The following is a 24,067-nucleotide window of genomic DNA, read 5'->3' as shown; positions in this document are numbered from 1 at the left end:
GGCCGACATCTCCTAGACCTGAATTCGAAATCTATTAGACTGCCGAAATATGTTATAGCTCAATCGAATCATCTTTATGGAAAGAAGACAGATCGTTTATGGATGACCTGCGCGAACTCGACCTCTATGCCCCGGGCTTCATCGCCTTTGACGCGGCCGTCCGCCTTGGCAGCTTCACCGCCGCCGCCGAAGAGCTGAACGTCACGCAGCCGACGATCAGCTACCGGATCAAGACGCTTGAGGAGCGATTGGGCATCAAGCTCTTCCTCCGGCGCGGACGCGCGACAGACCTCACCTTCGAGGGCCGCGTCGTCTTGGGGCAGGTGCGGGAAACCATGTCGGCGCTTCTGGCCTCGGCCCGAGCGATCCGACGCGCGCGCAATGACCCGAACACGGTGACGCTGCTCTGCTCGTCCTCATTTGCCACCCATTGGATCATGCCGCGCCTCGCCCGGTTCAAAGAGGCCGCGCCCGAGATCAAGCTGCGCGTGCTGACGACCGACATGAGCCAGGAAGAGATCCACGACATGGTTGATCTCTGGTTCACGCGCGGCGCCGGCAGCTTCCCGGGCCGCAAGGCTTGGCGGATCTGCAAGCAGTCGGTCATGCCGGTCTGCACGCCCGAGGTGCGCGCGAAATTGTCCGCCGAGGCGCCGCTCGACGATCTCTCGCCGGTCGATCTGATCGATCTCAACGACCCGCGCCACGCCTATCTGACCTGGAGCCAATGGGCGCTGAATTCCAAGCGACGGCTGCCGAAGGAAGGGCCGCGCCACACGTTCACCGATTATGGAATCGTCGTTTCGGCGGGACTTGCGGGTCATGGCCCGTTTCTTGGTTGGAGCTATCTCGTCCTTGATTATCTGCGCGAGGGCCGACTGGTCGGGCTGGCAGATCAATGGACCTCGGCGGGCGATCCCTTCTGGATCGCGCAAAGCGACGAGACGCTCAATCTGGCAAGCGTCAACCGGATGCGCGAGCTCATTCTGGACGAGGCCAAGGGCCTCATGGAGTTCTAAAAACCATGACAGTTCAAGGAGATATAGAGGAGGACGCGCGCCCCTCGGATGGGTTGACGCGCAGCACAATCTATCTCGTGGCCTCGTGCCTGCTGCTCTATATGCTCAGCACATTCCTGCGCAATTCGGTCGGCGTCATCGCGCCGGATGTCTCGCGCGAGCTCGATCTGAACGCGACCGAGCTGTCGCGGCTGGTGTCTTTCTTCTTTCTCTCCTTTGCGCTTTGCCAGATCCCGGTTGGGGTTCTGGTCGATGTTTTCGGCCCGAGGCGGGTCATTTTGGGCTCGCTCGCGGTCATGCTGGCGGGCTGCGCGGTCTTCGCGACCGGCACAACTTATGTGCAGCTTGCGGTCGGGCGGCTGATCATCGGCATGGGCTGTTCCAGCTTTCTGATGGCGCCGCTCGCCGTCTATGCCCATCGCTTTTCCCCGAGCCGGTTCTCGACGATGATCGGGATCCAGATGGGCGGCGGCATGGTGGGGATGCTGGCCGCGACCGCGCCGCTCGCCTCGGCGGCCGCAACCTACGGATGGCGCAGCGTTTTCTGGGCGGCGGCGATTGCCGGGCTGGTGGTGTTTCTGGCGATTGCGCTCTCGATGAAGGATGAAGCGCCCCGTCAGCCCCGGAAAAAAGACAAGATTGGCAAGCTTTTACGGTCCTCCTTCGCCGGGCTGGGGCAGGTCATCCGCATGCCGGGTTTCGCGCCGGTCATGGCGATGCAGGTCATCACGGTCGGCCCGTCTTCGGTCATTCTCGGGCTCTGGGGCGGGCCCTGGCTGCATGATATCTATGGGATGGAGCTGGTCGAGCGCGGCAATACTTTGCTGGCAAATGGCGCTTTGGCGGCGCTCGGAACCTTCCTTTGGGGTATGTCCGACCGTCGCTTCAAAAGCTACCGCAAGCCCATTCTGATCGGCAGCAGCGTGACTTTTCTCTTCCTGCTGGCCCTCACCTTCACCAAAATCCCGCGAGGCATTTTGCCGTTCTTTCTGGCGGGGCTCGGCTTTTTTGGCGCCTTCGGGCCGCTTGTCTTCGCCTATTCCCGCAGCCTTTTTCCCAAGGAATATGTCGCGCGGGGGCTGACTTTGATGAATACGGCCCAGATCGGTGGGGTCTTTCTTCACCAAGCGATGACCGGCTATCTGATTGATTTCTATGAGCCCGTGATGACCGAAAGCGGGCCCGAATATCCGCTTCAAGCCTATCAGCTGGTCTTTGGCCTGCTCGCGGCCGAGGCGGCGATTGCCTTCCTTTTTTATTGGCGCGCTCGAGAGGTCTATCCCAAGGGATAGACCGCCCGGCCCCGGCGTCTGGTCCTAGCTGGCCAGACGCAGCTTTTCCTGAAGGCCACGCAGCGCATAAAGGCGGCTGGTGTGGTCGATGACGCAGTTTTCCAGCACGATCGGCTCATCCGGCTCGATGATCTGCTTGGCCATCGCGCCTTCCAAGAGGCCAATCGGAATGGATTCGCGCCAGCGGATCTCATCGACACGCATGGCAATGCCGCGATAATCTGCGGCCCCTGCCCCTGCCAAACGCTCGCCCGGCTTCACATCGCGCAGGGCAATCGCGCAGACATCGGCGACCGGGCGATAGGCGAGATCGGGGGTCTTGGCGCCGTCTTCCAAGACCTCGGCCAGTGCGGCAAGCCAGCTATGGGCACAGGACGAAAGCGGGGTAAAGTGCGTGCGATACGCGGTTGATTTTCCTTCTGTTTCCTGCGCTTTCGCAACCGCATAAACTCCGGCGGGAAGCCCGTCCAGAACCGCATAATCGACGCAACAGGGCACCGCGAAAATGCCACCCTCTTCAAGCGGACGATAAAAGCCCGCAAGCTCCTCGGGGCGGCAGTGCTGGCCGTTCATGCCGGGCCGATCCAGCGAAATCCCGGTCGCATTCGCAAGGCACGCCATCTCGATCATCACCGCCGAGATATCCGCGTCAGACAGCGGCTGCTCGCCCGCACCCGAGGCCGGAAGGGTCGCGCCCAGAGAGACGATCTCGAGGCCCGAGGCCTCCAAAGCCTCCTTGAGATCAAGCGCGGCGCGGACGGAGTCGGGCTGCCAGAAGACATAGCGAAGCCCCTTTTCATGGGCCAGGTGGCGCAGATAATGCCCAACGGCGAGATCCGTGCGTGGATTGAGCGACACCACCGGATAGCCGCTTTCCAGCGCGGCCTGACAGACCATCGCCCCGGTCAATGCCCGCCCCGTCGCCTCGACCACGACATCTGGGCGATTCGCGGCCAGAAAGGCCTGAACCCCCGCCTCCATCTCTGCAGCGATCCGCGCCGATTGCGTCGAAATGTCGAAATCGGCGAAGGCGCCGTCGGTGTCCAGATCGAAAGCCAGGATCTCAATTCCCGGGAAAATGGGCATCGGTCCCATGGCTTTCCGGCTTTCGGCGTCGCGCAGCAGCGCGATCCGCACGGGCTTGCCCGAGGCGCGGCTGGCCACGGCCTGCGCCAATCGCGCGATGTCCTTGGGCGGCAGAATCAGCACATCACTCTCCATCCTCATCCTCCTCCGAGTGCTCTTGATGATATGCCTTTTATCGTATGGAGCATTTTCTTTTTTGGAAAGTCGTCTTGACTTCTATGGTTGAAAGAAGAAATTCTTGCCTTGCTGCGACGATCTTGAACCGCAGGGAGAACGGCTTGACCGGTCCCGTCGCGTCGCGGCTGCACATCAGAAATCACGCTTTGGGAGGAGGTGCCGATGGGTAATCGCGATCTTCAATTCTACATCGACGGGGCATGGGTGGACCCGGTCACGCCGCGCCGATTCGACGTCATCGACCCGGCGACGGATCAAGCTTTCGCGCAGATCTCGATGGGAAGCGCGACGGATGTCGATCTGGCGGTCGCCGCTGCCACACGCGCCTTCGCCAGCTTTTCGCGCAGCAGCCGCGCGGATCGGATCGCGCTGTTGCACCGCATTGCCGCCGAATACCGCAAGCGTCAGGACGATCTCGCCCGTGCTGTCTCGCGCGAAATGGGCGCGCCGATCTGGTTCGCGCAGGAGCGTCATGTCGTCATGGGCCTGAGCCATATCGAGAAGATGGCGGAAATCCTGAGCTGGTTCCCGTTCGAGGATCCGCGCGGCGCCTCGATGGTCACGAAAGAGGCGATTGGCGTTGCCGCGCTGATTACGCCCTGGAACTGGCCGCTCAATCAGGTCACCTGCAAGGTTGCGCCGGCGATTGGCGCGGGCTGCACCATGATCTTGAAACCGGCCGAGCAATCGCCGCTCAGCGCGATCATTTTTGCCGAAATCATGGAGGCTGCGGGCACGCCGCCGGGCGTTTTCAATCTGGTGAATGGCGATGGCGCGAGCGTCGGTGCGGCGCTCTCCCGCCATCCGGGCGTCGATATGGTCTCCTTCACCGGCTCGACTCATGCCGGGATTCAGGTGGCGAAAGCGGCCGCCGATACGGTGAAACGCGTTCATCAAGAGCTGGGCGGGAAGTCGGCAAATATCCTGCTGCCCGATGTCGATCTTGAGGATGCGGTCACGAAAGGCGTCGCCGGATGCTATCTCAACAGCGGCCAGTCTTGTGTCGCGCCGAGCCGGATGTTCGTTCATCGCGACCAGTATGACGAGGCACTGCGCCACGCGAAAACCGCGGCCGAGTCCTATGTCGTGGGCATGCAGGACGATGCCGCGACCCGGTTGGGGCCAGTCGCAAGCCGGATGCAATATGACAAGATCCAAGGGCTGATCGAGAGCGGCATCGCCGAGGGCGCGCGTCTGATCGCGGGCGGCCCGGGGCGGCCAGAGGGGCGCGACGCCGGTTGTTTCGTGCGTCCGACGATTTTCGCCGATGTGACGCCCGAGATGCGGATTGCCCGCGAGGAAATCTTCGGCCCGGTCCTGTCGATCCTGCCCTATGACGATGTGGACTCCGTCATCGACGAGGCGAATGCGACGGTTTATGGCCTCGCCGCCTATGTTCAATCAAAGGACCTCGCACTGGCCCGCAATGTCGCCGGGCGGATGCGGGCCGGGAACATCTATATCAACTATCCGCCGGTGAGCGCGGACATGCCCTTCGGCGGTTTCAAGCAATCCGGGAATGGCCGCGAATGCGCTGAATTCGGACTTGAGGAGTTTCTCGAGATCAAGGGAATCCGCGGCTATGGCATCGTCGAAAATCAATAATTCACTTATCCAGTTTCGATAGATTGCGTCTGCGAATCACTCTGCTGACAATCACAGATAGAACGGAAGATTCGATAATCTGCGCTTAAGGGCTAGCGATCTGCTGGCCCTTTTCTCTTGAATTTCTCTGATTTCGCAAGATTATGCCCGAAGTGGCCTGCCCCGGATAGATCACAGCGGCAGAACAGCCCGGCAGGTGATTTATTCATAAAAGAATCAGATGAAAACGATAAAATATAGGCGCTACTAGTCTCATTTTCGCTGCGCTAGGCTTTGGGTAACCCAGCATCGGAGGCAGCCAGCTATGGATCAGAAGACACCGCATCGTGCGGACCCAGAGGCCACCCGTTATTCGCGAAATTCCCTGACGCGGACCTCGATCGGCAAGACGGTGAGCGACCATGGCGCCGCGCAAATGGATATGATCGCGCTGCGTGCCTATCGGCTTCGGCGCGTCCAGGAGCAGCTGCGCAAGCACGATGTTCCGGCAATCCTGCTCTGCGATCCGGTAATCATGCGCTATGCGACCGGCGTGCGGAATATGCAGCCCTGGTCGATGCACGCGAATATCCGCTGCGCGCTCGTGCCCGCCGAGGGCAAGGCGATCCTCTTTGAATATCACGGTTCGGAACATCTTGGCGAAGGCCTCGAAACCGTCGAGATGGTACTGTCGGCCAAGGGGCGTTACAATCTCGATGGCTCGACCTATGCGGGCGGCAAGTCCTTTGCCGATCTGCTGATGTCCTATCTGCCGCCGCAGAAGGTCGGCAAACGGCGGCTCGCCGTCGACAGCCGCGTCGAATACTTCACCGGGCTGCATCTGCAAAATGCCGGGATCGAGGTGATTTCTGGCGGGCGGATGATGTCCGATGCGCAGGCGATCAAATCCGATGAAGAGGTGCAATGCATCATGGCCTCGCTCTCGGTGGCAGAGGTCGCGCTGCACCGGATCAAACAGGCGATCGAGCCGGGCAAGACCGAAATCGGCCTCTGGAGCATCCTTGAGGCGACCAATGTCGAATTCGGCGGCGAATATATCGACACACGGCTTTTGTCCTCGGGGCACCGCACCAATCCCTGGTATCAAGAGGCCACCGACCGCATCGTGCGCCCGCGCGAGCTGGTCGCGCTCGACACCGATATGATCGGCCCCTTCGGCTATGATGCCGATGTCTCGCGCACCTTTTTTTGCCCGAGCGGGCGACCCTCGGGCGAGCAGCGCACGCTGTATCGCACCTCTTACGATCAGCTTCACCACAATCTCGAACTGATCAAGGCGGGCGCGACGTTCCGCGAAATGTCTGAAAAGGCTTATGATCTGCCCGAGCGGTTCAAGCAGCAAATGATGCCGATGACCTGGCATGGCGTCGGTCTTTACGGCCAATGGCCGACCATCGTCGGGCGCGGTCATCACGAGAAATATGGCGAGGAGGGCGTGCTCGAGGAAGGCATGGTCCTGAGCTGCGAAAGCTATTGCGGCGAGGTCGGCGGCTCGGAGGGCGTCAAGCTGGAGCAACAGGTCATCGTGACCCGCGACGGCTATCAGCTCCTGTCCGATTTCCCCTTCGAAGAGGAGCTGCTCGGCCGCGAGATCTGAGCCAATCGGCGACGAAACCGGGGCTGTTCGGCCCCGGGGGCCCGGCAGTGGCAAGGAGGAAGGCCGCTGCTGGACCCGTGAGAGATCTGCAGGCGCCCGCGCCCGCAGACCCCATCACCACGCACCAGAATGGAGGAGATCATGGTCGCAACCGTCACGCGCCGGCAACTCATGGGGTGGGCCGCCGCTTTGGCCAGCACCGCCTATATCCCGACCGCTTTCGCCGAAACCGGCAAAACAAGGCTGCAAATCCGCACCCGCCGCGATCTGGAGGTGCTCGACCCCGCCTTCCGCTCGGGCGCCGAGGACGCCACGGTTTGCCGGGCGATTTACCAAAACCTGTTCGTCTACAAACCCGATCAGGACGGCGTTCCCGCCGATAAACTGGAAATCGAACTCGACGCGGCCGCGTCTTTCGAGGCGATCAGCGAGACCGAATATCGCTTCACTTTGAAGCCCGGGCAGATGTTTACCGACGGCTATGGCGAGATGACCGCCGAGGATGTGAAATTCTCCTTCGAGCGCATCGGCCTGCCAAAGCCCGGCGGCAATATCAGCCCCTATGCTGCCGATTGGGCGCATCTGAAGGGCGTCGAGGTCGATGACAAATACTCCGGCCGCATCCTTCTGGAAAAGCCGCGCGCCTCGCTGGAATATATTCTCGCCAATGCTTCGGGCGGGATCGTCTGCAAACGGGCGATCGAAGAGCGCGGGGTTGCCCATAACATCCAGCCCGTCGGCTCAAGCGCGCTGCGCCTGACCGGGTTCGAGCGCCAGCGCCAGACGACCTTGGCGCGCAATCCAGACTTTCAGGGCCAGCCGAGCGGCTATGACCAGATCATCCTGCGCGTCGTGCAGGATCAGAAGACGGTCGAGCTGGCGATGCGCTCAAGCGAGCTCGATTTCTCGGATGCCGATCCGACGCTCGCCGACAGCCTCGCCAATGTTTCGGATCTGACCGTCGAGGAGCTGCCGGGGATCGCCGATGTCTGGCTGGGCATGAATGTCGAACACGCGCCTTTCGACAATCTCGCGGTGCGTCGCGCGGTGCGGGCGGCCTTGGATGTCGATGAGATGCTGATGGCCGGATATGACGGCAAGGTCGTGCGGGCGAATGCCATGATCATGCCGCAGCTTCTGGGCCATTGGAAGGACGCGCCGGTTCATCAGCGCGATCCGGATCTCGCCCGCAGCCTGCTGGCCGAGGCCGGGATGGCCAGCGGCTTCAGCGCGCAGATGCTGGTCCTGAACCAGCCGACTTTCGTGAATATGGCGCTGGTCGCGCAGGCCCAGCTGGCCGAGGTCGGCATCAATATCGAGCTCGATGTCCGTGACGGCGGCAGTTTCTGGTCGGCGGGCAAGGGCGATGAGGGCAAGAAGCTTCAGCTTTTCATCATGCGCTTCAATGGCGCGCTCGACCCGAATTATCTGGCCTTTCCCTTCGCGAGCAATCAGGTCGGGGTCTGGAACTGGCAGCGTTGGACCGCGCCCGCCTTTGACGAGGCGCTGGAGAAAGCCTCCGAGGCGATGGATACGACCGCGCGCGCGAGCTATATCGTCGATGCGCAAAAGGCGATGGAAGACTCCGCGGCCTTCGTCTGGCTGACCCATGAAACGCTGATCTATGTGCGGCGCAACTCGGTCCGGCCAAGCCTCGGGCCCTTTGGCACGGCGCTGACCTACAACCGCTTCGCGCCGGTGTGACGGGATGGGTCATCTGCTCAACGCGCCAACCACCCGCTATCTGATCAGCCGCCTTGCGACGACCGTGCTCACGATCTTTGGCTCGATGCTGGTCCTGTTCACCCTCAGCGCCATCGTTCCCGGAGACCCCGCGAGCACGCTTCTCGGGCCGCAGGCCACGCCCGAATATGCGGCGCAATTCATCGAGAAGATGGGCCTCGACCGGCCCATCCCCGAGCGGCTGCTGATCTTTTTCGGCAATGTCCTGAGCGGCAACCTCGGTCAGGATGTCATCACCGGGCGCAGCGTCGTCGATATGGTCATGGCCGCCCTGCCCTATACGGTCACGCTGACCTTTGTCGCGATCGCGCTGGCCGTGATCATCGGCGTGCCTTTGGGGATCTATGCGGCGCGCCATCCGGGCTCGCCCATGGACACGGCGCTCGCCTTCGTCTCGGTCGCCTTCATCGCGATCCCGGGCTTTGTCGTGGCGATTCTCCTGCTCGTCATTTTCGCGATCTGGCTGCCGTGGTTTCCGGTGCTCGGCGCGGGCGACAGCGGCAATCTGCTTGATCAGATCTACCGCATGATCCTGCCCGCGACCGCTTTGGCGATTGGCTGGGTCGGCATGATCGCGCGGCTTGTGCGCTCGTCTCTGCTGGAAATCCTCGGCTCGGACTTCATCCGCACGAGCCGGGCCTATGGCCTCTCCGAGCGCAAGATCATCTATAAATATGCCCTGAAAAACGCCAGCATCCCGACCATTGCCGTCCTCGGCATGGGCATCGGGCGCTTGCTCGGCGGGGCGGTTCTGGTCGAGATTATCTTCTCGCGCCCGGGGCTTGGGCGGCTGGTGCTTGACGCGATCACCATGCGGAATTTCCCGGTGCTGCAGGGCGTCGTGCTGGTCATCGTCTTGCTGTTCACCCTGACCAATCTGCTCGTCGATCTGTCCTATTCGGCGCTGGATCCGCGCATTCGGCGCGGCATGACCCGCGCGGGGGGCAGCACATGAGCGAAGTTCTGCGCCGCATCCTCGCCCGCCCGTCGGGAGCCTTCGCCCTGCTGGTCGTCGTGACGATCTGCACGCTGGCGCTGCTCGCGCCGGTTCTAAACCTGCAACCGCCGGGCAAGATCAACATCGCCCATCGCTTCGAGGCGCCGAGCTGGGCCCATTGGCTCGGGACCGACCATCTCGGGCGCGATCTGCTGAGCCGGTTGATCCATGGTTCGACCGTGGCGATGGGCGTCGCTTTGAGCGCGATCGCGCTCGCCCTGACACTTGGCACGCTGCTGGGCATCATCGCGGCGGAATCGCCCAATCGTTGGGAAAGGCCGATCCTGATCGTCTTCGACGTGATCGCCTCTTTTCCATCTCTGGTGCTGGCTTTGGCCTTCATCGCCGTTCTTGGACCGGGGATGTGGAATGTGGCCCTGATCATCGCGATCACCATGATCCCACATTTCGGCCGCGTCGCCCGCGCCCAGGTGCTGACCGTGCGCGAGCAGCCCTATATCGAGGCCGAGCGCATCTTAGGCGCCTCGCGAAGCCGCATCGCGCTGATGCATATCCTGCCAAATATCATGGGGCCTTTGGTCATTTTGGCCAGCATGGACATCCCCGTGGTCATCGCCATCGAGGCGGGTCTCTCGTTCATCGGCCTTGGCGTGCGCCCGCCGCTCGCAAGCTGGGGAACGCTGATCTACGACGGCTTTGCCAATATCAACCAATCGACCATTCCGGTCATCGTCTCTTGCGTCGCATTGGCCGGGGCGACCCTTGGTTTCACGCTTCTGGGCGAGGCCCTGCGCGATGCGATCGACCCCAGAAGGAGGTCCGCAAGATGAGCACCACCCCCCTTGTTTCGATCCGCGATCTCAGCGTCGAGGCCGCAGGCGCGACCGGCCCGCTGCATCTCTTGCGCGGCGTCGATATCGACATCGCGCCGGGCCGGATTGTCGGCGTGGTCGGCGAATCCGGTTCAGGCAAATCGACCCTCGCCTCGGCGATCCTCGGGCTGCTTGCCAGCAATGTCACCAAGGTCGGCGGCGAGATCCGCTTTCAGGGCCTTGATCTGCTGGCGCTCACCGAGCCCCAAAAGCGCGCCTTGCGCGGCGACCGGATCGCGATGATCTTTCAAGATCCGATGACCGTGCTCAATCCGGTCTTCAAGATCGGCACCCAGCTTGTCGATGTCATCCGGCGCAAGCGACCCGGTGTCTCGCGCGCGGATGCCATGGCCGCGGCCGAGGCGATGCTGCAACGCGTCGGCATCTCGGAACCCGCGCGCCGCCTTGCCGCCTATCCGCATCAGATGTCGGGCGGGATGAGGCAGCGCGTGATGATCGCCATGGCGCTGTTGACCAATCCCCAGCTGATCCTCGCCGACGAGCCGACGACCGCGCTAGATGCAACCGTCGAGGCCCAGATCGTCGAGATCTTCCGCGATCTGCAACGCGAGAGTGCCTGTTCGGTCCTCTTCATCTCGCATCACCTCGGGCTCTTGTCCGAGTTCTGCGACGACGCCATCGTCGTCTATGGCGGGCTGGTGGTCGAAGCCGGGCCGATGGCCGAGATCATCGGCAATCCCCGCCATCCCTATACCGCCGCGCTGCTTGGCTGCGAGATCGACGAGGGCGAAAGCGGCACCGCGCTCAAGACCATTCCCGGCCATCCGCCCAGCCCGTCCGCGCTGCTTGCGGGCTGTGCCTTCGCCCCGCGTTGTGCGCTGGTGGACGAGCTTTGCCTGCGTGGCCCGGTGCCCATGGCCGAGGTCGGCGCGGGTGTTTCCGTTCGTTGCACGAGGATCTGACATGGATTGGCGTTCCGAAACTCTCCACCGCACCGCGCCGCCGCTGATCGCTTTCGAGAAGCTCTCTGTCACCTTCGGCAATGTCATCCGCGCGCTTGATGAGGTCACGCTTTCGATCCCGCGCGGCTCGGTCACCGGGCTGGTCGGCGAAAGCGGCTCGGGCAAGACGACGCTGTGCCGGGTTTTCGTGGCCTTACAACGGGCAAGCGCGGGCCGGGTCACCTTCGCGGGCGAAAACCTGTCCGAGCTGCTCGCGAAGGACGAAATGGCCTATCGGCGGCGCGTCCAGATGCTGCTGCAGGACGCCGCCGCCTCGCTTTCGCCGCGCATGGCCGTGGGCAAGCTGCTGGCCGAGCCCTTGCGCATTCACGGCCTGCCCATGGCCGAGCATTGGCCGCGCGTGCTGAAGGCCTTCGAGCGGCTGGGGCTCGCGCGGGAACTGCTAGAGAAATACCCGCATCAGCTTTCGGGCGGACAGGCGCGGCGGGTGGCGATTGCCCGTGCGCTGGCGCTGCAGCCAGAGCTCATTATCGCGGATGAGCCGACGGCGGGGCTCGATCTCTCGATCCGGGGCGAGCTGTTGAACCTCATGCTCGAGCTCAAGCAGGAATATGGCCTGACCTATGTGATGGTCAGCCATGATCTCAATGTGATCCGCCGCGTCACCGATCGCGTCGCGGTGATGTATCTCGGCCAGATCGTCGAAGAGGCCGAGACCGCCGCGCTCTTTCGCCACCCGCGCCACCCCTATACCGCCGCACTTCTGTCTGCGCGCGCCGTCATCGACCCGGCGCAGCGGCAAAAGCGGGTGGTGCTGCAAGGCGAGATCCCAAGCCCGATCAACCCGCCCCCCGGCTGCCGTTTCTCGACCCGCTGCCCGGCGGTGCGCGACCGCTGCCGGGCCGAGGCACCTGCCCTGACGCAAGATGACAGGGGCTCTTTCCGCTGCCATTTCCCGCAGGCGGATCCGGCGGTCGCGCGCCTGTCTGCGACCGTCCAAACCCCCGCGCCTTGAGCGCATCCTGCCGCGCCCAACCGAGGATCTTCTGCCGACTTGACCGGCTCGGGCCGAAGCGGCAGAAGGTTCGGGTCAAGGTTCCCGTCGCCAGATCCTCGGATGTGGTGGCCGGGCTAAGAGGGAATCCGGTGAGAAACCGGAGCTGACCCGCAACTGTATGCAGCGAGGGCTCGCATCACCCGTCACTGGCCCCATGGCCGGGAAGACCGATGCGAAGGCCTGACGACCTGCAAGCCAGGAGACCTGCCTGACGACAGAGGCTGTTCCGCGATCGGGAGTATCGCGGGGGCGTGTTCGCGGTGTCGGGCCCCTTTCAGTTGGGGCCCATCGCTGCCGGATCTCCCCCCATCCCGCTGCGGAACCTGTGCAGGAGGGCGGGCGTGGATCACCGTCAGGAAGGCGAAATGGCGGGCAAACCCCAGCGGCAGGCGCTTCTGCTGCTGGCCAAATCCGCATTCGCGGCCACGCCCCATCGCGAGATGTCCCGGATCGCTGCGGCTTTGGCGGCGCGACCCGAGATCCGCGCCCGGTTCGATCTGGTCGAATGCTGCTATCTCGAACAAGGTGAGCCCTCGCTGCGCGATGCTCTGCGGTCGCTTGCCGAAAAGGGGCTGGCGCAGGTCGTGATCCTGCCCGTGATCGTGCCGATGGAGCCGAGCCTGCGCAATTGGCTGGGCCTGATGCTGGCGCTTTGGCGGGCTGAAAGCCCGTTGCCCGACATCGTGCTGGCCGACGAGATCGCGGCCACCGCGGGCCTCTCCGACATCTTGGCGCGGCTGGCGCTTGAAGCGCCGCGTCATGCCTTGCCTTGTGGCGATGCACCCCGGCCCGAAGCGGTTCAGGTACCGTCCCAGCATTACCGGGTTCTGGTCTGCACCGGACCGACCTGCCATGCGCGGGGCGCGACCGCGATCTGGGCGCATCTGCGCAACCAACAGGTCCGCCGCAAGCTGCGGGTGACCGGCGCGGGCACGATGACGGCCAAGACGAGCTGCCTTGGGCCCTGCGCGCTTGGGCCGGTGGTGCAGGTCTTTCCCGATGGCACCTGGTATGGCGGTGTCACCGAAGAGGCCCTCGACCGCATGATTGACGAACACCTTCTGGCCGGTCATCCGGTCGCCGATTTTGCCTATTCGCCCGGAGGCCGCAAACAGCAGCTCCGGGCCCTGCCCCTTTCCCCTGAGAAGAAGGAACACGAATGACCCTGTTCGGAAAATCGGCTTTCGCGGGCCTTTTGGCCTTGGGCGCGACTCTGGCGCTTCCGGCTTTGGCCCAAGATGCCTTGCGGGTGGGCCAGACGTTTCTGGTCGACAACCTTGACCCCACAGCGGGCTCGGCGGGCTGGGCGCTGACCAGCCACGGCGTCGGCGGCCAGCTCTGGAGCGTCGATGCCGCGGGCCGGCTGGTGCCCGAGCTGGCGCAATCGGCCAACCGGACCGGAGATCTGAGCTGGACCATCACCTTGGCTGAGGGGCGCCGCTTTTCGGACGGCAGCCCTGTGACCGCCGCTGCGCTGAAGGCGGGCTTCGAGAATACTTTCGCCAAGAATGCGCCCGCCGCCGCGACCGGCGGCAAGCTAAGCTTCGAGGCGCCCGATGACCGCACGCTTCTGGTCACGACCGAGCGCCCGGTCGCGATGCTGCCCGCGCTTTTCGCGGAATGGCCGCTGATCGCATATGGCTTCGACGGCGCGGGACAGCCGCTGTTCACCGGGCCCTATAAGGTGACGGGCTTTACCGCCGATGCGACACTGGATCTGGCCGCGAACCCCTATCACCCCGCCGGAGCCGACCGCTCGGATATCACATTGCGCAAATTCGGCGATGCTCAGACCATGGCTCTGGCGCTGCAATCGGGCGAGCTCGATCTGGCGTTTGGCTTGCCGGTCGAGGGGCTTTCCGCGATCCGCGCCAATCCCGATCTGACGGTCAAAAGCTTTCAGGTCGGCTATCAATATTTCGGCTTCCTGAACACCGAAAGTCCGACCCTCTCTGACCCGAAGCTGCGTCAGGCGATTGATCTGGCGCTCGGTCGGCCCGAACTGATCGAGGCTATCGGCAATGGCGTTCCCGCGACCGGCGCTTTCGCGCCCTATTTCCCTTTCGCGGGCAAGGTCGAGCGGGTCAGCGACCGATATCTCGCGGGCGATCTGCTTGATAAGGCCGGTTGGACCGCCGGGTCCGACGGCAAGCGAACCAAAGACGGCGTGCCGCTTCGTCTGAGGCTGGTGACCTATTCCTCGCGCCCCGATCTGGTCACGATGCTGCCCGTGGTCGCGGCGCAGCTGAACCGTCTGGGCATTGCGAGCGAAACCCGTGTTGTCGAAAACCCGGGCGATGCCGCCGCCGAGGGCGATTTCGACATCTTCCTCTGGGCCCAGCACACCGCGCCGAACGGCGATCCGGCGTTCTTCTTCAACTCGATGCTGGTCAGCGGCGCCGCCCTGAACCATGCGCGCTATAAAAGCCCGGCCTTTGACGCGATCATCGCCAAATTCAGCGAAACCGCCGATCCCGAGACCCGCAACCAGATCGCTCTGGAGGCGCAGGACCAGCTTTTCGAGGACGTGCCGGTCACCTTCCTGATCGCGCCGGAATGGCGGGTCGGCCTGTCGACGCGGCTCAAGGATTATGAGCCCTGGGGCTCGGACTATTATGTGATCCGCCCCGAGATGGGCGAGATCCGCTGAGCCGGGACCGCCAAAGGTGATCGCCCATCTGCTGCAAGCGAGCTTGCGCCAAGCCACAAGCCTGCTTGCGGTTTCGGCTTTGGCCTTCTGCGTCGTGGCTCAGATGCCCGCCGATCCGGTCGAGATCGCCATGCGGGCCTGGAACCTGCCGCCGGACCCGGACACAATCGCGCGGTTGCGGATGGAATGGGGGCTCGACCGGCCTCTGGTGCTGCGCTGGCTGTCCTGGCTTGGAGGCTTTGTCACGGGCGATTGGGGCCTGTCCTTTCGTACCGGCGCGCCGGTGCGCGATGAGTTCCTGTCGCGCCTGCCGTTGTCGCTTGGGCTCGGTGCCGCGGCTTTGGCTTTGGCGGTGATCCTTGCGATCCCGCTTGGCTTTGCCGCCGCGCTGCGGCCAAACGGCTGGGCCGATCGCTTCGGGCGCGGCCTTGTCGTCGTCGTGCAAGCGGTGCCGAGCTTCTGGCTCGGGCTCGTGCTGATCTGGTTGCTGGCCGCCGAGCTGCGCCTGATCCGGCCCTTTTCCGGCGGGCCGGTCATTCTGGCGATGGCGGCGGTGCTGATCGCCTTGCCGCCGATGGCGATGATGGCGCGAGTGCTGCGGCGCGAGCTGCTGGCCTCGACCACTCAGCCGTGGTTTCGCACCGCCATCGCCAAGGGGCTCAGCCAAAGCGCGGCGCTTAGACGCCATTCCGCCCGCGCCGGGGCCTATGCCTTGCTGGCGGCGCTGCGCTCGGAAATCGGCTGGATGCTTGGCACGACCGCGACGCTGGAAGTGCTTTTCGGCCTGCCCGGCGTCAGCCAGTTCGTCCTGCAAAGCGTGCCCGCGCGAGATTACGGCGTGCTGCTGGCCTATGTGATGACGGTCGCCTGTCTGATGGCGCTGGCCAATCTTGTCATCACGCTGATCCTTCAGCTTCTCGACCCCAGAGCGCGATGAGGCTGCGCTGGGTTCATGTGGCGGCGGCGATGCTCATCGCTTTTGCCGCGACGGGGGCCTTCTGGCAGCCATATCCACCCGGCGCGGTGGATATGCTGGCCAAGAACCTTGGCCCCTCCCTGCCCCATCCCTTCGGCACAGATCATCTTGGCCGCGATCTGGCCTCGCGGATGATGGAGGCCGCCGGGCGCTCGCTGCTGGTCGTGGCGCTGGTCGCGCTGATCGGGTTTCTGGGCGGGATGTTGACGGGAAGCATCGCCGCCCTGCTCGGAGGCTGGCGCGAGCGTCTGCTGCTGCGCGCCGCCGAGATGTTCATCGTCCTGCCGACGCTGATCTGGGCGCTGGTCGCGGGCGCGCTCTTTGGTCTGAACCCGCTGACGGCCGGGCTTGCGCTGGGGCTGGCGGGGCTTGGTCCGATGGCCTTGACCGCGAACAGCCTGACCCACCGCACGCTTGGGCTCGATTATATCCGCGCCGCGCGGGCGCTTGGCGTGACGCGCGCCGGGCTTTTGCGGCGCCATGTCCTGCCCGCCATCCTGCCGCTTTTGTCGGCGCAAGCGGGCGCGCAGGCCGGTCAGGCGGTGGTGGCCTATGCCGGGCTGGCGTTTCTGGGGCTTGGGGTCGATCCGTCGCGGCCCGATTGGGGCGCGATGCTTTTTGAATATCGCATGTTCATTTTCGAGACCCCGCGCCTCATGCTGATCCCGGGTCTGGGCATTGCCACAATGGCGCTGATCATCAACCTGCTGGCCGATCCGCCGAAATAGGCGCGGGCGGTGCGTCGGTGCCTGTTAGCCGAGACCCGCGCCATCATCGGGAAAGCGGCGGATGAATTCGGCGCGGCTTTGCGTGCCGGTCTTTTCGAGAATGCGGCTGACATGGGTTTTCACCGTGGGCAGCGCGATGCCGAAGTGACGCGCGATCTCTTTGTTCGAAAGCGCCCGCCCGAGCAGAACCGCGATTTCCCGCTCGCGCGGAGACAGCGTGCTTCCCGCCAGCGCTTGCACCCGTTTCTCGGCCGTGCCGAAGCCCGAGAAATCAACCAAAGCCTCCAGCAGCCGGATATTCTCGGCGCTGAACCCGCCCTGATCGGCATTGCGCAACAGCGAGGCGCCCGCGACGATCTCTGCACCCTGACGGAAATAAAGCTCGGCCTGATGCAGCGTCCGCTGGGGCGCCAGAAACCCCGCGAGATATTCGCGCTCGCCGGGGCTCACCGGCCCGGCCGAGCGGTCGAGCGCCTGCACCCGGATGCTTGCGCAGGTCATCCGCGCCGGATGCAACGGGTCGAATTGCCAGAAATAGCTGCGGTATTTCTCAAGCCAATAAGGCGACAGCTCGGACAGCCGATGGTTGACGGCGTGGCATCCGTTCTCGACCCGGTAGAAGCAACAGCCGTCAAGAGGCAGGGCGGCCGTGACAAGCGACAGCAGGCGATCGCCGAAATCCGCAGTATCGAGCAGCATGGCCGACCTCGGGCTGTGCTGGGAAAAACAGGCTGGCAGCCTAGCATCCCCTCGGTCCCCCGCCAAGCGCGTCGCGAAAGCGATCATACCTCAGTATCATTGCTCGGCCCTCGTGCCGGTTCCAGTCTTTGCGAGATCAGACCCGACACCGGGCTCCGGGCGGGTTTTGCCCGGCATCCGACGATGAGCGAGACCAGACATGACCGAACGCCCGCCCTATATTCCGCCCTATATGACCATCGGTCTGTCGACCATCACCACCGGCGTGGCCGAGCGCAAACACATCAAGCACAACCTCGAAACCATCGAGGAGGCGATCCATGCGGCGATCTCGATCATCTCGATCAATGCGCCGGTGCGGGTCGTGGCGCTGGCCGAGGGCGCGCTGACCGGCTTTACCGATGAGATTTTCGACGTCCCCCATGTCACCGCCGCGCGCGAGATGTTCATCGACCTGCCCGGCGAAGAGACCGAGGCTCTGGGCAAACTCGCGCGCCATTACGACACCTATATCATCGGGCAATGCAAGGCGCGCTGGCCCGATGTGATGGAAGACCGCTTCTTCAACACGCTGTTCGTCATCGACCGCAAAGGCAATGTCGTCCACCGCGCCGCCAAGAACCATATCTGGTGCCGCGAACGCAGCTGCACGCCGCATGACATCTATGACCGCTGGGTCGAGATCTTCGGCGACGGACCCGAAGCCTTTTTCCCGGTGCTGAAAACCGACGATATCGGCAATATCGGCACGATCTGCTGTTCGGATGGCGAATATCCCGAGGCGGTGCGCGCGCTGGCTTTCGGCGGGGCGGAGGTGGTCTATCGCCCGTCCGAGGCGATGCCGATGACCGCCTCCTCCTATCCCGGCGGCGGGAGCTGGATGGTGCAGAACCGCGCCCATGCCGAGTTCAACTCGGTCTATATGCTCTGCCCGAATATCGGCCCGGTCTATCTGTCGCCGAGCTCGCGCTTCCCCGTCGATATCGCGGGCGGCAACAGCCATATCGTCGATTACCGCGGCAACATCATTTCCTATTCCGCCAATAGCGCGAATACGATGGTGGCGGGCATGGTCGATATCGAGGCGCTGCGCCAGTTCCGCATGAGCAATCTCAACTCGAACTGGCTGAAGGATCTGCGCACCGAGCTGTTCGCCCGGATGTATGAGCGCCCGATCCATCCGAAAAACCTCTGGCTCAAGGACGAGCCCGCGCGCCATGCCGCCGTTGACGAGATCTATCGCGGCAATATCCAGCGGCTGGTCGAGCGCGGCACCTGGAGCCTGCCCCATCATGAGACGCCGGGCGCGCGCTATACGCCGCAAGACCCCGATGACGCCGACACCTGGCAGGACGCCAAGGCGCTCTGGCGGCCCTGGCACAACAGCTGACAGCACAAGACCGATTTGACCGGGAGGCTCACATGACGAAACTGCACAGGATGATCCGGGCGCTTGGCCGCAGCGCCCTGCCGCTGCTGGCTGCCGTTTTGCTGGTCTTTGCCGCGACGCAGACCCCGCGCGCCGCCGAGACGGGGCAGGATGCGATCATCGGGACCTGGGTGGTCAAGGCGCCGGATGCGCCCTTCACCCATCACATGTTCGTCTTCAACGCGGACGGCAATATGCAGCAGGCCAATCCCGACGCGGGCAATCCCGACAACAGCGACAGTGACGGCAAGGGCATCTGGATCCGCGAGGGCGATGTCATCAAGGGCAAGTTCGTCGAGGTCACCGCCGACCGCAAGACCGCGAAATTCGTCAGCCGGGGCGAGGTCTCTTTCGAGATCACCGCCATCGACAAGGACAGTTTCACCGGCACCGCCAGCGCCAAGTTCTATGATGACAACGACAAGCTGCTGCGTGGCCCCTTCCCGACGCCGCTTTACGGCAAACGCGTCACGCTGCCCTGATCCGTCCTGACCTCCGACATTCCGCGCAAGGTTTTCCCATGGCCCCTTCCGATCACATCCCCCGGCGCTCGCTGCACAGCCCCGACATCTTCTTCATGGTGGTCGCCGCCGCCGCCCCTCTGGCGGCCGTGGTCGGCAATGGCGCGCTTGGCACCTTGCTCGGCAATGGCGCGGGGATGCCCGGCGCCTATCTGATCGCGGGGCTCGTGCTGATCCTCTTCGCGATCGGCTTTGTGAAAATGAGCCCCTATGTGAAAAGCGGGGGCGCGTTTTATGCCTATATCCGTCAGGGGCTCGGCGGGTTTGCGGGCGGGGCGGCGGCCTATGTGGCGCTGCTCGTCTATCTGGTCATGGTGGTCGGCTCGGTCGCCGGCATGGGGTTTTTCTGCAATATCTTCCTTGCCGAAGTCTTCGGGCTCGATGTCTCGTGGAAGCTGATTTCGATCTTGTGCCTGATTGTCACCGGCGTCGTCGGTTACCGCGAAATCACCCTTGGCGCGCGTCTCCTTGCGATCCTGCTCTCGCTCGAGATCGTGGTGCTGCTGGTGCTGGCGCTCGCGGTCTTTTCGCCGGGCAGCGGGGCCGAGGTCTCACTGACCAGCTTCAGCCCGGCGACGGTCTTTTCGGGGAATTTCGGCGTGGCGATCATGTTCGCCTTCGTGTCGTTTCTCGGCTTTGAATCCGCTGCGATCTACAGCGAAGAGGCCCGCGACGGCACCCGCACCGTGGCCCGCGCCCTGATCGCGGCCGTGCTGTTCATCGCGATCTTCTATGCAATCTCGATGTGGAGCGTGGTTTCCGCCTTCGGCCCGGACAAGGTCGCCGCCGCCGCCGCCGAGAACCCCGGCACGCTGGTCTATCGCGCCTTCGGCCTGTTCACGCCGGGCATTTTCGTGATGCTCGCCGAGGCGCTTATGGTCACTTCGGCGCTCGCCGCGACCATCGCGCTGCATAACGCCGCCGCGCGCTATGTGCTCGCCCTCTCGCGTGAGCGGATGCTGCCCGCCGGGCTCGGTCGGCTGCATGACCGGATGGGCTCGCCGCATCTGGCCAGTCTGACCGTCTCGGTTATCACCGGGCTGATCGTCTTGGGCTTCATTCTGGGCGACGCCGATCCGCTGATGACGGTGCTGTCGGCCTCCTTCGGTCTGGCCGCGCTTGGCATTGCCATCCTGCAGGCGGTGACCTCGGCCGCGGTGATGACCTTCTTTCTGCGACGTGGCCGCGACACCGGGCAAAAACCGCTCGATCTGGCGATTGCCTCGGTGGCGACGCTGTGCCTTGCCGCGATCGCGGTTCTGATCCTCTCGAATTATGCCGTGCTGACCGGCAGCCTCGGGCTGCTCGATTATGCTCCCTGGCTGATCCCGCTGGCCGCGGTTCTCGGCGCGCTGCTGCACGGGCCCGGCCGCCGCGACACAGGAGAAGCAAGATGAGCGAGACCTCTCTGATCGGGCGCCGCGCCCTCGTGACCGGCGCGGCAGGCGGCATCGGCGCGGCGATTGCCCGCAGCCTGCGCGAGGCGGGCGCCGAGGTCGCCATTGCCGATATCGATCTGGCCGCCGCAGAGGCGACCGCCGCCGCCATCGGCGCCCATGCGCTGCGCATGGATGTGCGCCACCGCGCCGAGGTCGAGGCGGGCTTTGCCCGCGCGGTCGAGCAAATGGGCGGTTGCGACATCCTGATCGGCAATGCCGGCGTGTCGACCATGGCCCATGCGCTGGACATCACCGACGAGGAATGGGACTTCAATCTCGACGTCAACGCGCGCGGCATCTTTCTGACCAACCAGATCGCGGCGCGACATTTCGTGGCCGAGGGACAAGGCTGCATCGTCAACACCGCCTCGGTCGGCGGCAAAGGCGGCGCGCCTTTCCTCGCCCATTACTGCGCCTCGAAATTCGCGGTGATCGGCTGGACGCAATCGCTGGCGCTCGAGCTCGCGTCGAAGGGGATCCGGGTCAATGCGGTCTGTCCGGGCTATACGCGGACCAGCATGCAATCGCGCGAGCTGATCTGGGAGGCCGAGCTGCGCGCCATCACCCCCGAGGAGATGATGGCGCAATATGCAACCCTCGCCCCGCTTGGCCGGAACGGCTCGCCCGAGGATGTCGCGGGCGTGGTGACCTTCCTGTGCTCGGATCAGGCACGGTTCATGACCGGGCAAAGCCTGAACGTCGACGGCGGGCTTGTGATGCATTGAGGCGGCTGTTTTTGTGGGAGGATGGCTTTTTGCTTTCGCTTGCCCTGTTTCATTTAACGGCGAAAGCCTCGCATGACGCGAGACTTTTTGGTCTGGGCTGCGCTGATGACCTGGTTTGAGTCCGTGTTTCGCGGCGGTGTTTTCGCCTCTCAGCGGGGCTTTATACGAACTGCTTTGCTGATCGGCGAGAGCTTTTTCCCAAACGGTTACATCCCCGCGGAGCGAGGTTGTTCTGTATCTATATTTGGATTTGGTTGCGGGGACAGGATTTGAACCTGTGACCTTCAGGTTATGAGCCTGACGAGCTACCGGGCTGCTCTACCCCGCGCCGGTTGCGCTGCTGGTTTTGCGGCGCTTTTTTTTATCATCGTTTATGAGAGATATGTTTGCTTCTTACCAGGTCTGGCGGTGACCTACTCTCCCACGTCTTAGGACGCAGTACCATTGGCGCGACGGCGCTTAACTGCCGAGTTCGGGATGGGATCGGGTGTTTCGCTCGTGCTTTGGCCACCAGACCAGGAAAGAAGCAATCGGCGTTTCCCTTTCGGGATCGGTTTGTCCAAGTATTGATGCTTTTGGAAGTTTAGACAGGTCTGTCTTCTTCCGGATCAAATCAAGCCTATCGAGCCATTAGTACCAGTCAGCTGAACGCATTGCTGCGCTTACACCTCTGGCCTATCGACGTGGTGGTCTTCCACGGCTCTCAAGGGATACCTTGTTTTGAGGGGGGCTTCACGCTTAGATGCCTTCAGCGTTTATCCTGTCCGTTCATAGCTACCCAGCACTGCCGTTGGCACGACAACTGGTCCACCAGTGGAACGTTCACCCCGGTCCTCTCGTACTAGGGGCAACTCCTCTCAAGTATCCTACACCCACGGCAGATAGGGACCGAACTGTCTCACGACGTTCTAAACCCAGCTCACGTACCTCTTTAAACGGCGAACAGCCGTACCCTTGGGACCTGCTCCAGCCCCAGGATGAGATGAGCCGACATCGAGGTGCCAAACGATGCCGTCGATATGGACTCTTGGGCATCATCAGCCTGTTATCCCCAGCGTACCTTTTATCCGTTGAGCGATGGCCCTTCCACTCGGGACCACCGGATCACTATGGCCGACTTTCGTCTCTGCTCGACTTGTCAGTCTTGCAGTCAGGCTGGCTTCTGCCATTGCACTCAACGAGCGATTTCCGACCGCTCTGAGCCAACCTTCGCGCGCCTCCGTTACTCTTTGGGAGGCGACCGCCCCAGTCAAACTACCCACCACGCAGGGTCCCGGATCCGGATAACGGACCGCGGTTAGACATCAAGAGTGCGAAGGGTGGTATCTCAAGGATGGCTCCACCGGAACTGGCGTCCCGGTTTCAGCGCCTACCACCTATCCTGCACATCACAATCCTGATGCCAGTGCGAAGCTATAGTAAAGGTGCATGGGGTCTTTCCGTCTAACCGCGGGAAGTCTGCATCTTCACAGACAATTCAATTTCGCTGAGTCCACATTTGAGACAGCGGGGAAGTCGTTACGCCATTCGTGCAGGTCGGAACTTACCCGACAAGGAATTTCGCTACCTTAGGACCGTTATAGTTACGGCCGCCGTTTACCGGGGCTTCAATTCAGAGCTTGCACTCCTCCTTTTAACCTTCCGGCACCGGGCAGGCGTCAGACCCTATACGTCGTCTTACGACTTCGCAGAGCCCTGTGTTTTTAGTAAACAGTCGCCACCCCCTGATTTGTGCCCCCCGCCTATAGTTGCCTACAAACGGGGCCTCCTTCTCGCGAACTTACGGAGGTATTTTGCCGAGTTCCTTAAATGTGGTTCTCTCAAGCGCCTTGGTATTCTCTACCAGTCCACCTGTGTCGGTTTAGGGTACGGTCTTGTGGAGGGCTATTTCCAGGAACCCCTCAGCAGCCCATTCAATCCGATAAGGATGAACTACCTCTGGGATCCGTCACCATCTCCTGGCCCAGGAATATTAACCTGGTTCCCATCGACTACGCCTTTCGGCCTCGCCTTAGGGGCCGGCTTACCCTGCTCAGATTAGCTTTAAGCAGGAACCCTTGGACTTTCGGCGACAGGGTCTCTCACCCTGTTTGTCGCTACTCATGTCAACATTCTCACTTCTGATCACTCCACCGGATGCCTTACAGCCCGGCTTCACAGTCAGAACATTGCCTCTGTTACTTTTTGCAAAGCAAAAGAGGCAGCGTTCTATATCACAGAACGCTCCGCTACCACGCACTTACGTGCATCCAAAGCTTCGGCTCGTGGCTTGAGCCCCGTTACATCTTCGCCGCAAGACCTCTTATTTAGACCAGTGAGCTGTTACGCTATCTTTAAAGGATGGCTGCTTCTAAGCCAACCTCCTGGTTGTTTTGGAAGTCTCACATGCTTTCCCACTTAGCCACGAATTGGGGGCCTTAGCTGTTGGTCAGGGTTGTTTCCCTCTCCACGACGGACGTTAGCACCCGCCGTGTGTCTCCCGGATAGTCCTTCTCGGTATTCGGAGTTTGCTTAGACTCAGTAAGGCTGTGGGCCCCCATCATCCATGCAGTGCTCTACCCCCAAGAGGAT

At 62.9% G+C, this 24,067-nt stretch carries 19 protein-coding genes, 1 tRNA gene, 2 rRNA genes and 1 riboswitch (1 of these 23 only partly in view); of the genes, 17 read left to right on the top strand and 5 right to left on the bottom strand.

The window, feature by feature from the left end; translation table 11 throughout:
* The first annotated feature begins 98 nt into the window (after positions 1-98).
* Together JCM7686_RS17860 and JCM7686_RS17855 are read left to right on the top strand one after the other, a co-directional pair.
* Positions 99-1,019 carry a LysR substrate-binding domain-containing protein gene (locus JCM7686_RS17860; protein ID WP_020952783.1) on the top strand — a complete coding sequence of 307 codons (921 nt, stop codon included), beginning with the start codon at positions 99-101 and terminating at the stop codon, positions 1,017-1,019.
* 5 nt (positions 1,020-1,024) lie between these two features.
* Positions 1,025-2,311 carry an MFS transporter gene (locus JCM7686_RS17855; protein WP_020952782.1) on the top strand — a complete coding sequence of 429 codons (1,287 nt, stop codon included), beginning with the start codon at positions 1,025-1,027 and terminating at the stop codon, positions 2,309-2,311.
* A gap of 24 nt (positions 2,312-2,335) precedes the next feature.
* On the opposite strand, the gene JCM7686_RS24970 is transcribed toward JCM7686_RS17855, so the two are convergent.
* Complete coding sequence (locus JCM7686_RS24970; protein ID WP_236635900.1) at positions 2,336-3,520, bottom strand: hypothetical protein; 1,185 nt, start codon at positions 3,518-3,520, stop codon at positions 2,336-2,338.
* 216 nt (positions 3,521-3,736) lie between these two features.
* Here JCM7686_RS24970 and JCM7686_RS17845 point away from each other — a divergent pair, with 216 nt between their 5' ends.
* From JCM7686_RS17845 to JCM7686_RS17795, 11 genes are all read left to right on the top strand, one after another.
* Positions 3,737-5,179: an aldehyde dehydrogenase family protein gene (locus tag JCM7686_RS17845; RefSeq protein ID WP_020952780.1), complete on the top strand. Its 1,443-nt coding sequence runs from the start codon at positions 3,737-3,739 to the stop codon at positions 5,177-5,179.
* 304 nt (positions 5,180-5,483) lie between these two features.
* Positions 5,484-6,776: a M24 family metallopeptidase gene (locus tag JCM7686_RS17840; protein ID WP_020952779.1), complete on the top strand. Its 1,293-nt coding sequence runs from the start codon at positions 5,484-5,486 to the stop codon at positions 6,774-6,776.
* Between the two features lie 141 nt (positions 6,777-6,917).
* Positions 6,918-8,480 (top strand): ABC transporter substrate-binding protein, encoded by a 1,563-nt coding sequence (locus JCM7686_RS17835; RefSeq protein ID WP_041528107.1) that lies wholly within the window; start codon positions 6,918-6,920, stop codon positions 8,478-8,480.
* A 4-nt stretch (positions 8,481-8,484) separates the two neighbouring features.
* A complete protein-coding gene (locus tag JCM7686_RS17830; protein ID WP_020952777.1) occupies positions 8,485-9,474 on the top strand; it encodes an ABC transporter permease in 990 nt (329 codons plus the stop codon).
* The gene (locus JCM7686_RS17825) at positions 9,471-10,307 is read left to right on the top strand and encodes an ABC transporter permease (RefSeq protein ID WP_020952776.1); all 837 of its coding nucleotides are present in this window, start codon (positions 9,471-9,473) and stop codon (positions 10,305-10,307) included. Before JCM7686_RS17830 ends, JCM7686_RS17825 begins: the two co-directional genes overlap by 4 nt.
* Positions 10,304-11,272: an ABC transporter ATP-binding protein gene (locus JCM7686_RS17820; RefSeq protein ID WP_020952775.1), complete on the top strand. Its 969-nt coding sequence runs from the start codon at positions 10,304-10,306 to the stop codon at positions 11,270-11,272. Before JCM7686_RS17825 ends, JCM7686_RS17820 begins: the two co-directional genes overlap by 4 nt.
* A 1-nt stretch (position 11,273) precedes the next feature.
* Positions 11,274-12,287 (top strand): oligopeptide/dipeptide ABC transporter ATP-binding protein, encoded by a 1,014-nt coding sequence (locus tag JCM7686_RS17815; protein ID WP_051201687.1) that lies wholly within the window; start codon positions 11,274-11,276, stop codon positions 12,285-12,287.
* A gap of 75 nt (positions 12,288-12,362) precedes the next feature.
* Positions 12,363-12,555: riboswitch (cobalamin riboswitch) on the top strand.
* Between the two features lie 115 nt (positions 12,556-12,670).
* On the top strand, positions 12,671-13,492 hold the full coding sequence (locus tag JCM7686_RS17810) for a (2Fe-2S) ferredoxin domain-containing protein (RefSeq protein WP_236635899.1): 822 nt from the start codon (positions 12,671-12,673) through the stop codon (positions 13,490-13,492).
* Positions 13,489-14,979: an ABC transporter substrate-binding protein gene (locus JCM7686_RS17805; RefSeq protein ID WP_020952772.1), complete on the top strand. Its 1,491-nt coding sequence runs from the start codon at positions 13,489-13,491 to the stop codon at positions 14,977-14,979. The genes JCM7686_RS17810 and JCM7686_RS17805 overlap by 4 nt, the downstream gene beginning before the upstream one ends.
* Before the next feature lie 16 nt (positions 14,980-14,995).
* Complete coding sequence (locus tag JCM7686_RS17800; RefSeq protein ID WP_020952771.1) at positions 14,996-15,916, top strand: ABC transporter permease; 921 nt, start codon at positions 14,996-14,998, stop codon at positions 15,914-15,916.
* The gene (locus tag JCM7686_RS17795) at positions 15,913-16,683 is read left to right on the top strand and encodes an ABC transporter permease (protein ID WP_020952770.1); all 771 of its coding nucleotides are present in this window, start codon (positions 15,913-15,915) and stop codon (positions 16,681-16,683) included. The genes JCM7686_RS17800 and JCM7686_RS17795 overlap by 4 nt, the downstream gene beginning before the upstream one ends.
* 24 nt (positions 16,684-16,707) lie before the next feature.
* Here JCM7686_RS17795 and JCM7686_RS23615 read toward each other — a convergent pair whose 3' ends face one another.
* Positions 16,708-17,382: a helix-turn-helix transcriptional regulator gene (locus JCM7686_RS23615; RefSeq protein WP_020952769.1), complete on the bottom strand. Its 675-nt coding sequence runs from the start codon at positions 17,380-17,382 to the stop codon at positions 16,708-16,710.
* 199 nt (positions 17,383-17,581) lie between these two features.
* Here JCM7686_RS23615 and JCM7686_RS17785 point away from each other — a divergent pair, with 199 nt between their 5' ends.
* The 4 genes from JCM7686_RS17785 to JCM7686_RS17770 are packed head-to-tail and all read left to right on the top strand — an operon-like array spanning position 17,582 to position 21,496.
* Positions 17,582-18,772, top strand: a complete 1,191-nt coding sequence (locus JCM7686_RS17785) for a nitrilase-related carbon-nitrogen hydrolase (protein WP_020952768.1) — start codon at positions 17,582-17,584, stop codon at positions 18,770-18,772.
* Between the two features lie 32 nt (positions 18,773-18,804).
* Positions 18,805-19,293 carry a hypothetical protein gene (locus JCM7686_RS17780; protein WP_020952767.1) on the top strand — a complete coding sequence of 163 codons (489 nt, stop codon included), beginning with the start codon at positions 18,805-18,807 and terminating at the stop codon, positions 19,291-19,293.
* A gap of 38 nt (positions 19,294-19,331) precedes the next feature.
* A complete protein-coding gene (locus JCM7686_RS17775; protein ID WP_020952766.1) occupies positions 19,332-20,729 on the top strand; it encodes an APC family permease in 1,398 nt (465 codons plus the stop codon).
* A complete protein-coding gene (locus tag JCM7686_RS17770) occupies positions 20,726-21,496 on the top strand; it encodes an SDR family NAD(P)-dependent oxidoreductase (protein WP_020952765.1) in 771 nt (256 codons plus the stop codon). Before JCM7686_RS17775 ends, JCM7686_RS17770 begins: the two co-directional genes overlap by 4 nt.
* A gap of 251 nt (positions 21,497-21,747) precedes the next feature.
* Here JCM7686_RS17770 and JCM7686_RS17765 read toward each other — a convergent pair.
* From JCM7686_RS17765 to JCM7686_RS17755, 3 genes are all read right to left on the bottom strand, one after another.
* A tRNA-Met gene (locus JCM7686_RS17765) sits at positions 21,748-21,824 on the bottom strand.
* A gap of 72 nt (positions 21,825-21,896) precedes the next feature.
* Positions 21,897-22,011, bottom strand: a 5S ribosomal RNA gene (gene rrf, locus JCM7686_RS17760).
* Positions 22,012-22,105: 94 nt separating this feature from the next.
* A 23S ribosomal RNA gene (locus JCM7686_RS17755) occupies positions 22,106-24,067 on the bottom strand (it continues 867 nt past the right edge of the window).

The organism is Paracoccus aminophilus JCM 7686 (assembly GCF_000444995.1).
Taxonomy (GTDB): Bacteria; Pseudomonadota; Alphaproteobacteria; order Rhodobacterales; family Rhodobacteraceae; genus Paracoccus; species Paracoccus aminophilus.
Note: the sequence above shows the minus strand (reverse complement) of the source record. Positions and strands in the feature narration are given on the sequence as shown.